The organism is Flavobacterium jejuense (genome assembly GCF_006491595.2).
Taxonomy (GTDB): domain Bacteria; phylum Bacteroidota; class Bacteroidia; order Flavobacteriales; family Flavobacteriaceae; genus Flavobacterium; species Flavobacterium jejuense.
Genome location: NZ_VEVQ02000033.1, coordinates 1 through 5,559 on the forward strand (window position 1 = coordinate 1; position 5,559 = coordinate 5,559).

Annotated in this window: 3 protein-coding genes; all 3 read left to right on the top strand. The window is 32.3% G+C overall.

The features are described from left to right. Positions 1-802, top strand: an 802-nt coding sequence (locus FIA58_RS21035) for a T9SS type A sorting domain-containing protein (protein WP_140964663.1), incomplete at its 5' end; no start/stop codon positions are given. A gap of 11 nt (positions 803-813) precedes the next feature. After that, on the top strand, positions 814-4,176 hold the full coding sequence (locus FIA58_RS21040) for a hypothetical protein (RefSeq protein ID WP_140964664.1): 3,363 nt from the start codon (positions 814-816) through the stop codon (positions 4,174-4,176). 6 nt (positions 4,177-4,182) lie between these two features. Next, positions 4,183-5,559: DUF6443 domain-containing protein (locus FIA58_RS21045; protein ID WP_243754723.1), on the top strand; the 1,377-nt coding region annotated here is incomplete at its 3' end.

The following is a 5,559-nucleotide window of genomic DNA, read 5'->3' on the forward strand; positions in this document are numbered from 1 at the left end:
AAGAACCCTAGGTGGTGATAAAGACGATAACCTATTTGCCCTTTCACAAACCAAAGACGGTGGTTTTATTGTGGGTGGAAATTCCAATTCAGGAGCTACGAATTCCAAATCAAAAACCAATAAAAATGGTACCGATTTTTGGGTATTAAAATTAGATAAAAACGGCAGTATCGATTGGCAAGAAACCTACAATTATGGCAAAATAGATGTACTAACCTCACTAGTTGAAAACCCAGATGGGACTTATTTAATTGGAGGTTATGCCCAAAGTGAAGCAAAAGCCACTAGTCAAAAGTCACAAGTCAAAAGTTTGCAATCCGACAAAGAAGGCATCAACGATTACATTGCTTTGAAGATTAATGCTAAAGGAGAAGAAATTTGGACACAAACGGTAGGCAGTAAAGGCGATGAAGTATTAAAAAAACTACTAGAAACCAGAGACGGAGGTTATCTTTTAGCAGGTACTTCCAACGGAAGCGCTTCAAGAGATAAGAATTCAGCTAAAGGAGGTACCGATTTTTGGGTAGTAAAACTAAGAGACAAACAAAGAGAAGAAGAGTTAAAAATCACAGTAGAAGCGATGCCAAATCCTGCGGTTAGTTTTACCAATGTTATCGTGAACTTCGAATACGAAACTGGAACAGCCACCGTATACGATTTAAACGGAAGAAGTCTACAAACCCAAACGTTAAAAGGAGAACGCACCATTCCTATGGAAGTCAGTAGTTTACCACAAGGGATTTATCTAATTGAGATAAAAACCAATACCCAAACAGGAAGCGTAAAAGTGATTAAAAAATAAGATAACACAGCATGAAATATATCAAAACCATAAAAATAATGATGCTACTGTTACTATGCAGTAGTTTAGGGTTTAGTCAAGAACTACCAAGTATAGATTTTACTCCAGCACCTGAGGATGCTTTTCAGTTTACTAAATACGGGAATGTTCCTGTAAATGAGTCAAGTGGAAGAATTAATTTAAACATTCCTTTATTTACATATGTAGCAGGAAATTTAGTATTACCTGTTAATTTATCTTATACTGGAAATGGAGTTCGAGTGAATCAAAACCCTACAGACACTGGAATGAATTGGAATTTAAATGCAGGAGGAATGATTACTAGAATAGTATACGATCGTAGAGATGAGGCTTCACAGGGTTATTATTTAAGTAAAGACGCTTTAGATAATATGGATTTACAAGACAATAGTAATGATGCTACATTGTTAAATTTATTAATTAACCCTAGTGAAGTTTTTGACAGTGAAAGAGATGAATTTAGTTTTTCATTCTTTGGTTATTCAGGTATTTTTTATTTGGACGATAATGATGTTCCTGTTGTAGCTGATAAATCTAGTAATATTAAAATAGAAATGGTCAGTAATGGACTTAACAATGAGTTTCTAATAACACTCCCTACTGGTGATAAATTTTATTTTGGAGGTCAGGATTATTTAGGAATATCACTACTTAAAGATAATGACGGTAATGTATTAAAAGATGCAGCCAACACTGTTTTCTATTTGTATAAAGCGGAATCCTATTTAGGAGACATTATTTTGTTTGACTATGAAGATTATGGAAAGCAAGAACTTGTTAGTTTCAATCAAAAAATAACCTATCACAATCCATTGAATAAACAGTATCACTCTCCTTGTGATCCATGTGGTTTTTCTGCTTCCACAAATTGTGATGAATGTACTGTTCCAATAACAGGTGAACCAGGTACATTTAGGTGTCCGGATTTAGGAAGAACCATGACTAGTTTAAATCCAAAAATCTTTACTCAAGTATTTAATTTTTCTTTAAATAAGAGGTTAATTAAAATACATGCACCTGCTTTAAATAGATTCATTGAATTTAATTTTCAATATGTTTCTCCTAGTTTAAACAAAAAGTTAATTAGTATAGATTATAAAACTAATACTAATTCAATCAATAAGATAGATTTAGAATATCAAGATACCTTTATCGGTGGTGTTTTAAGAAGGTTTTTTTTAAACAAAGTAACACTTCATAATCATCTTTCATCTTCTTTTGACGATCAAAAGCAAGTTTTTCAAATGGTTTACGATGATCCTGAAAGCTTACCAAATCAATTTTCTTTTGAACAAGACTTTTTTGGATATTATAATGGAGCTACAGGAAATAGTTATCTAGAAACATTTATTCCTAAAAATGAGCATTATTACTTTAAACAGCTAAATGCTACTTTAGCAGACCGAACAGTTTCTTTTGAACATGCCAAAAAAGGAACACTAAAAAAAATGATATATCCAACAGGAGGATTTACCCTGTTTGAATATGAAGCTCCCAAAGTAAAAGAAGCGAGAACGGATAAAATTAAATTAGAGATAAACAACATTGATCAAGTGGATATAAAGTTTGCTGGTTTTGATCCCGTTTTGAATACACCAACTAATGACACTTATTATGTTTTTGAAGATCAAACCATTTCAATTGATTTTAATATAACTACAGATGGAAACCATACAGATGATCATATCAGAGGCAAATTAACAATAACAGATTATAATGCTGTAGGAGGTATAAGTTTACAACAACAATTAATTTCTCCTCTATCTACATCGCTTCAGTATAATTTATTAAAAGATCATCTATATCAATTTAGGTTAGAATATGAAAATTTGCCAGCTAATTACAATACATCGGCCGTAATAACTGCTGAATTTGACATTGTAGTAGAGTATCAAGAAGTGGATGGGTTTGGCATTAGAATTAAAAGAACATCAGATTATTCAGTTGATAATTTGCTTACAGATAGCAAACGTTATTATTATAAAAAAGCCATAAACATTAATGAAATTGGAACAGATAGTTATCAATTAAATGTTACTCCAACAGGCTACAATAATCAAGCTTATTCAGATGTTGTTGTTCAGTTATGTCGTGATAATCTTAATTGCTGGGAAAATTGGTGGCGTAGAGATATTTTGGAATATAGTTCTTCAAGAAATGGTTTTCCAGATTTAGAAAATCAAGTTTTATATAATTATGTGACTATAAGTGAAGGAGGTGATAATTTTGAGAAAGGTGGAATTGAAAAAAAATTTTTAATCAAATCAGAGAATAATTTCCAAGAGTATCATACTCCCACACGACAGGAATTGTATTCTAAAAGTTCTCGCTTTACTTTATTAGGATCAAATGATGTAACTAATGGCAAATTGTTAAATGAAAGGATTCTTCTTAAAAAAAATAATGGGCTAAAAATTATTCAAGACAAACAATATACTTATGATTTAGTGGTGGATACTTTTTTAAGCAATTTTACTGGAGATTTGCATGAAAAATGTAATGTAGGTGATAGAGGATATACTAATTTATATGTTGGTACTTACACTAAAAACATCTATAAAAATAATTTGCTAAACCAAATTACTACAGATTATATTGAACCATTATCTTTAGATGGAGATCCAAATACAGTTAAAAAAATTGTAAATACTATTAATTATGAATATGGAGCATTAGCAGGTTTGCCTATAAAGATTATTTCAACAAATAGTGATGGTGTACAATCCATTATTAAGAACTATTATCCACCTCAAGTTGTAACTATTTCTAGTCTAAATTTACAACCTGCGCTGAGTTCTGATGAGTTATTAGCTATCAATAACTTAAAATCAAATGTTGCGCACAGGATTAGTACACCTATTCAGACTGAAATCTATGAAAAGAGCAATGGTGGATTGGAAGTAATGCTTAGTGCACAACGTAATTTATATCAGATAAATTCAAATGGTTTTACACAACTTAAGTCAGTCCTTTCTTCAAAAAATAGCTCAGATTTTGAAGGTAGAATTTACTTTAATAGCTATGATGACAATGGAAACCCAATAGAAGTTAAAAAGGCAGATGGGGTTTCAACAGTTTATTTATGGGGGACTAATCATAGAAAGCCACTTGCTAAGATTGTTAATGCTACACATTACCAAGTTTCTAATGCCTCAGGAGATTTGAGATTAGCATTACCAAATGCACTTGTAACAACATATACTTACGAAGGGTTACTTGATTTATTATCCTCTAGTATCGATCCAAAAGGCAATAAAACAACCTATCATTACGATAGTTTAAACCGTTTGGAATTTGTAAAAGACAAAGACAATAATATTTTAAGTGAGAACAAATATCATTATAAAAACTAAAGCAAGATGAAGAAAATACTATATATACTAACACTACTCCCTATTCTTGCTTTAGGACAAAGTCAAGATCAAAACTGGGTAAAAACAAAAATATATAAACAACCCACTACAACAGCGATTCAAAATCCTGACGTAACAGTTGCCAATACACAAGTGAGTTATTTTGATGGCTTAGGAAGACCTATCCAGCAAGTAGCACATAAACAATCTAATTTAGGTAACGACATTATTACCCATATAGAATATGATGGTTTTGGTAGACAAACCAAAGAGTATTTACCCTATACTAACGATGCTCCTTCACTAGATTACACCGATGCTACAACGGCTATTTCAGAATTAACTGGTTTTTACAGTTCTTACAATGATGGAACGGCATATCCTTATAGTGAAAAAGAACTAGAAGCTTCTCCATTAGGAAGAGTTTTCAAGCAAGCCGCACCTGGTGATGCTTGGTTCATGGGAAGTGGTAAAGAAATTAAGTTTGATTATCAAACAAACATTGCTAACGAAGTAAAACTTTTCAAAGCAATCGCAACTTGGGATGCTACTTCACAATTGTACAACAGCAGCATTAGCAGTCCACAAACGTATTATTCAGAAAACCAATTGTACAAAACCATCATCAAAGATGAAAACTGGACGTCAGGTTTAGGGAATACTACAGAGGAATTTAAAAACAAAAATGGTCAAGTAGTTTTAAAGCGAACCTACAATATCGATCATAAAGGTAATGCAGAAAAACATGATACCTATTATATCTATGATCAATTTGGAAATCTAACCTTCGTATTGCCTCCTTTAGCAGAAGGGGATGCCTCTCAAACCACTCTTGATAATTTAGGGTACCAATACAAATACGATTCTCGCAACCGTCTAGTAGAAAAGAAACTACCTGGCAAACAATGGGAATTCATAGTATACAACACTCAAGATATGCCTGTAGCAACTGGACCTGCTTATAATCCATGGGGAGGCACTGATACAGGTTGGTTGATTACAAAATATGATGCTTTTGGAAGAGTAGTTTATACAGGTTGGTATACAGGAAGAGCAGTTACAAGTATTGATAGAACAAATTATCAAAATGAGCAAATGTCTTTGTCTTTTTATGAAGTAGTAAATACAAATTATACTTTTGACAACATACAATTAGGGTATAGTAATAAAGTAAAACCAATAAATAATTATAGAGTATTAACCATTAACTATTACGATGACTACAGTTATCCTAATGCTCCAAACGTTCCTTCACAAGTTTTAACACAAAACACCACTACAAGTGTTAGAGGACTACCAACAGGCTCATGGACAAAAGTGTTAGATAGTAACAATCCAAACGCTTCGGAAATGTCGTACACCCTTTACGATGACAGATACAGA

Bases quoted from the DNA above. Each gene is read 5' to 3' on its own strand.
- FIA58_RS21040 (WP_140964664.1), top strand. From the start codon at position 814: ATGAAATATATCAAAACCATAAAAATAATGATGCTACTGTTACTATGC.